This window comes from Alteromonas sp. AO-Serp (assembly GCF_017849675.1).
Lineage (GTDB): Bacteria > Pseudomonadota > Gammaproteobacteria > Enterobacterales > Alteromonadaceae > Alteromonas > Alteromonas macleodii.
The window spans coordinates 1-5607 of sequence record NZ_JAFLMX010000047.1; the positions used below are offsets into that span (position 1 = coordinate 1).

Sequence of the window (5607 nt, forward strand, 5' to 3'; positions counted from 1 at the left end):
TGATGTGTATAATAGAGAGATCTTTGCTGTTCTAACCAAAATGGTTAAGCAGCGCCAAGACGCGGCTGCACAATATGACGCAGCAAACCGCGACGACCTAGCTAGCAAAGAGCGTGAAGAAATCACTTACATTGAAGATTTCTTACCCCAGCCTTTGACTGACGATGAGCTAAATGCACTTATCGACGAAACCATGGCAGCGACCGGCGCATCGGGCATGCAGGATATGGGTAAAGTAATGGGCGCCTTGAAACCCAAGGTTCAAGGCCGCACCGACATGGGCGCTTTGAGTGCAAAAATTAAAGCGCGCTTGAACGCTTAAACTCGGCACTTTTGTCAAAGTGAATTACCCTGAAGGTGTGCATTGTCACACCTTCATTGTTCTCATTTTAACACTTCCCTGTTACAGTACTTCACTGTTTTTATTACGTTGTAACTTGTCGTCTCAAACGCTGTTGCGACTTGTACTTTTCTAATTCTTTTTTAACTTACTCTTGTTGAAAGTACCCTCATGGCTGGAAAGATACCTCGCGATTTTATAGACGACTTGCTGTCACGTACCGATGTGGTAGAAGTGGTAGATAGCCGAGTTAAACTTAAAAAAGCAGGTAAAAACTACCAAGCGTGCTGCCCTTTTCATAACGAAAAGTCGCCATCTTTCACTGTTAGTCAAGACAAACAGTTTTACCACTGTTTCGGCTGTGGCGCTCACGGTAACGCTATCTCGTTTATTATGGAATTCGACCGCTTAGAATTTGTCGAGGCGATTGAAGAGCTAGCCCGTTATCACGGGCTTGAAGTCCCCCGTGAAAAAGGCAGTCGGCCTGCCATGAGCGAAGAGAAAAAGCAGCAACAGCAAGACGACTATGCAGTGATGGAACAAGTCACACGCTTTTTCCAGCACCAGTTGCGCCAAAACGGAAATAGTAAAAAAGCCATCGACTATTTAAAAAACCGTGGGCTAAGTGGTGATATCGTCAAGCAATGGGAAATTGGCTACGCCCCTGACAGCTGGGATGCGCTGCTAAATACCTTTGGTAAAGACCCACAGCGCATCAAGCAGCTGGTCGATTTAAAGCTTGTCAATAAAAACGACCAAGGACGTACCTACGACTTCTTCCGCGACCGCATAATGTTTCCTATCAGGGATAAACGAGGTCGCGTTGTCGGCTTTGGTGGTCGTGTTTTAGATGATGGCGGTCCTAAATACTTAAACTCACCAGAAACCCGTATTTTTCATAAAGGCAGCGAGCTTTTCGGGTTTTACTCAGCGCGCCAGAATAATAGAACGCTAGATACGGTTGTTGTTGTTGAAGGCTATATGGATGTTGTGGCATTGAGTCAGTTCGACATTAATATTGCTACCGCAGCCTTAGGTACAGCTACCACGCCTGAACATATTCAAATGCTGGTTCGTGCTACGTCTCATATTGTATGCTGTTATGACGGCGACCGCGCAGGGCGCGAAGCTGCATGGCGCGCGCTAGAGAACGCCTTACCGGCGCTAAAAGATGGCGTGCGCATATCGTTTTTATTCTTACCCGACGGCGAGGACCCTGACACTATGGTGCGTCAGGTGGGGAAAGATGCGTTTATGGAAATGCTAGATGATGCTATGCCGTTATCCCGCTTCTTCTTTGAAAACTTATTAAAGACGCACAATGTGGGCACGCCGGAAGGTAAAATTGCCCTTAAGAAAGCGGCAATGCCGCTTATCGAAAGCACATTAGGTGATGATCAAAAGCAAATGCTGCTGGAAGAACTAGCCAAGCACACTGGCGAGTTCGATCGGTTTAAACTTCAGCAAGATATCACCAAAGCCAATCAAGGTTCGAAGCAAGCTTATTCTCCGAATCGCAATCAAGTAAACAAGCCTAAACTATCACCGCTCCGCATGCTGATACGCTTGCTGCTTGATAAACCTGAATTAGCCACACTATGTGAAGACGTTCAAATTGATATTTTTGCGGGCAGCAACGCTGCTGGCATGGATTTATTACGCGATGTGCATCGCTATTGCGTGAGTCACCCTCAAGCAAAAACCGCGCAGCTTGTTGAAAATTTCCGCGACCATCCCCATTCTTCTACTATCGCGAAATTATTGTTACAAGAACACTTGGTTAAAGACGAGGATGCTGAACGGGTTTACAACGACAGCTTCGCTCGCTTACTGGACGGGCATTTCGATAGCCGCATTGAAACCTTAATTTCACGCTCGCGGGTTCAGCCGCTGACACAGGCGGAAAAACAGGAATTGAACCTGCTTATGAGGGAAAGACAGAAGAGTTAACCTTGGGCAAACTGACCTAGAGGTTAGCCTGTTCTTCTGTAGGCTTTTGCATAAGGCTTTTTTTAAACGCTTATGTTAGTGAGATTGAGTTAACGAGATTATTTTAGCAAGAATACGCGCTGTCTGGAATACGCGCTGTTTTATAGCTTAAAAACACTGGCTAAAAAATCGGCCATCAATCTGGTAAAACCACCGTTTATTCTGCTATACTGGCTAATTCGCTGTGGGCACAGATAAACGTGTCTCATTCACTATAAAGTGAACAAAAATACAGCAGCACGAGTAGCAAAGATATAGCCGAACATAACGGGCAGATCCGAACCCGAGCAGATGTGCATCGCAACATAATGGTTTAGACCAGCGTGGCATCGAGCATTAACGGCCTTGATACAAAAGCAGTACTACAGCAGAACGGGGAACATACCTAGACGTATGTTGTCTTTTCTATTGCAAACTAATTGAATGTGAGAAGTGTAGGTTATATGGCGCAAAGCAAGCAGTCTCAGATTAAACTCCTGATTGCAAAAGGTAAAGAGCAAGGTTACTTAACCTTTGCAGAAGTAAACGACCACCTGCCGCAAGATATTGTCGATTCTGATCAAATCGAAGACATAATCCGCATGATTAACGACATGGGAATTCAAGTTTCTGAATCAGCTCCTGATGCAGACGAACTTCTCATGCAAGAAGCGAATGCTGATGAAGATGCTGCAGAAGCGGCAGCTCAGGCACTAGCTACTGTAGAAAGTGAAATTGGCCGTACGACTGACCCAGTTCGCATGTACATGCGTGAAATGGGTACGGTTGAACTTCTTACTCGTGAAGGCGAAATTGAAATCGCTAAACGAATTGAAGATGGTATCAACCAGGTACAATGTTCAGTTGCTGAATACCCAGAAGCTATCACTTATCTATTAGACCAGTGGGATCTTTACGAAGCAGAAGAAATTCGCTTGAGCGACATCATCTCTGGCTTTGTTGATCCTAACGATGAGCAAGACCTTGCTCCAACGGCTACTCACGTTGGTTCTGAATTATCTGAAGAAGAGTTAGATGATGAAGACGACGATGAAGATGATGACGATAGCGACGAAGACGATAGCGGTGTTGACCCAGAGTTAGCCCGTGAGCGTTTCACTGAGCTTCGTGAGCAATACCTTAAAACTCGTGAAGTTATCGAGAAGAAAGGCCGAGCTCATGCTGACTCTCGCACGCAAATCAATGCATTAAGCGATGTTTTCAAAGAATTCCGCCTAGTTCCAAAACAGTTCGATCGCATGGTTAAGAACATGCGTGAGATGATGGACAAAGTGCGTATTCAAGAGCGCCTAGTAATGAAGTTCTGCGTGGTTAACGCAAAAATGCCGAAGAAAGACTTCATCAAAGCATTTGCGGGCAACGAAACGTCTAATGCATGGTTACATGAAGCAGTTAAATCAGGTGCGCCATACGCCGCTGACCTTGCTGTAAATCAGGAAGAAATTGAGCGCTGTATTAGCAAGATGAACCAAGTTGAACAGGAAACTGGCTTGGTGATCGCAGATATCAAAGACATCAACCGTCGCATGTCAATCGGTGAAGCGAAAGCACGCCGCGCGAAGAAAGAAATGGTTGAAGCCAACTTACGTCTTGTTATCTCAATTGCTAAGAAGTACACCAACCGTGGTCTTCAATTCCTAGACCTTATTCAAGAAGGTAACATTGGTCTAATGAAGGCGGTGGATAAGTTCGAATACCGTCGTGGTTATAAGTTCTCAACTTATGCAACGTGGTGGATTCGTCAGGCGATTACTCGCTCTATTGCTGACCAGGCGCGTACTATCCGTATCCCTGTTCACATGATTGAGACGATCAACAAACTTAACCGTATCTCTCGTCAAATGCTTCAGGAAATGGGTCGTGAGCCTACTCCTGAAGAGTTGTCAGAGCGCATGTTAATGCCTGAAGACAAAATTCGTAAGGTACTTAAAATTGCTAAAGAGCCAATCTCGATGGAAACCCCTATCGGTGATGATGAAGATTCACATCTTGGCGACTTTATCGAGGACAGCACGATTATTCAGCCCCTCGACTCAGCAACTGGCGGTAGCTTGAAAGATGCAACGCAGGAAGTACTAGCAGGCCTAACAGCCCGTGAAGCAAAAGTACTTCGTATGCGCTTCGGTATCGACATGAATACTGACCACACCCTTGAAGAAGTAGGCAAGCAGTTTGACGTAACCCGTGAGCGTATTCGTCAAATTGAAGCGAAAGCACTTCGCAAACTTCGCCACCCTAGCCGTTCTGAGCAGCTACGCAGCTTCTTAGACGAATAGAAAAAGCATTGCTTTGACTAAAAATCCCCAGCCTTGGCTGGGGATTTTTTTATGCCTTCGTTTTATCCTAATTCCGCGTTACTAACGCTAGTAACAATGACTTTTGAAATGTAATTAGCGCCCACAAAAAAGCCCCCTTGCGGAGGCCCTAAATAGCATTTGATAAGGTGTTACACTCTGAATTGCTTCGCAATTGACTCAAGGTGCTGCGCCAGGTCAGCAAGCTCATTACACATGCTGCCTAATTCACCTGAACGGCTCGCCGTTTGCTCGGTACGCTCATGAATTTCGTCAACGTGACGAACTATGTCAACCGCTACAGTGCGCTGGTCTTCGGTATTGTGCGCGATTTGCTCGTTCATTTGATTGATGCGCCCAATAGTACTGGTAATGGTTTCTAGACTGCTTCCCGCTTTATTAGCCGTCTCTACACTGCTAGTTGCTTGTTCAGTACCACGAGACATTACCTCTACCGCTGAGTGAGCAGCATTTTGAAGCTGTTCAATAGTACTTTGAATTTCTTCCGTAGACTGCTGTGTGCGCGATGCTAGCGTTCTTACTTCATCAGCTACCACTGCAAAGCCTCGACCTTGTTCACCCGCCCTAGCTGCCTCGATAGCGGCGTTAAGCGCTAATAAGTTAGTTTGCTCTGCAATGCCTTTAATCACATCCAGCACCGAGCCAACTTTATTAGAATCAGACTCTAAACGAGCTATAACGTCAGCGGTTTCGCGTACGTTCTCAGCAAGCTGCTGAATACTGGTAACGGTTTGCTGTACGATTTGACGTCCTTCACTGGCCGCTGTTGTCGCTTCGTTAGCGTCGCTTGCCGCCTGCGCTGCGCTATGTGCAACTCCGTCAACAGAGCCACTCATTGTATCTACCGCACGCTTAGCATTGGTTGCAGACTTTTGCTGTACATCAATGGTGCGCTGGGTTTCTTCCGTTACACCGCGTAAGTTCTGCGCTAGGTTTGATAGCGGTAAACTCGCTTCTACCACA

General features: G+C 46.0%; 4 protein-coding genes. 3 read left to right on the forward strand and 1 reads right to left on the reverse strand.

Annotated features, from left to right (window positions below; all coding sequences use genetic code 11):
• The 3 genes from QVA83_RS04290 to rpoD form a co-directional block, all read left to right on the forward strand.
• The coding region (locus QVA83_RS04290; protein ID WP_287498149.1) for a GatB/YqeY domain-containing protein at positions 1-322 on the forward strand (322 nt) is incomplete at its 5' end.
• Between the two features lie 189 nt (positions 323-511).
• A complete protein-coding gene (gene dnaG, locus QVA83_RS04295; protein ID WP_156077894.1) occupies positions 512-2290 on the forward strand; it encodes a DNA primase in 1779 nt (592 codons plus the stop codon).
• Between the two features lie 482 nt (positions 2291-2772).
• On the forward strand, positions 2773-4605 hold the full coding sequence (gene rpoD, locus QVA83_RS04300; RefSeq protein WP_014948265.1) for an RNA polymerase sigma factor RpoD: 1833 nt from the start codon (positions 2773-2775) through the stop codon (positions 4603-4605).
• Between the two features lie 170 nt (positions 4606-4775).
• Here the strand turns inward: rpoD and QVA83_RS04305 are convergent.
• Positions 4776-5607 (reverse strand): methyl-accepting chemotaxis protein (locus tag QVA83_RS04305; RefSeq protein WP_287498150.1); only part of this gene is annotated, 832 nt, incomplete at its 5' end.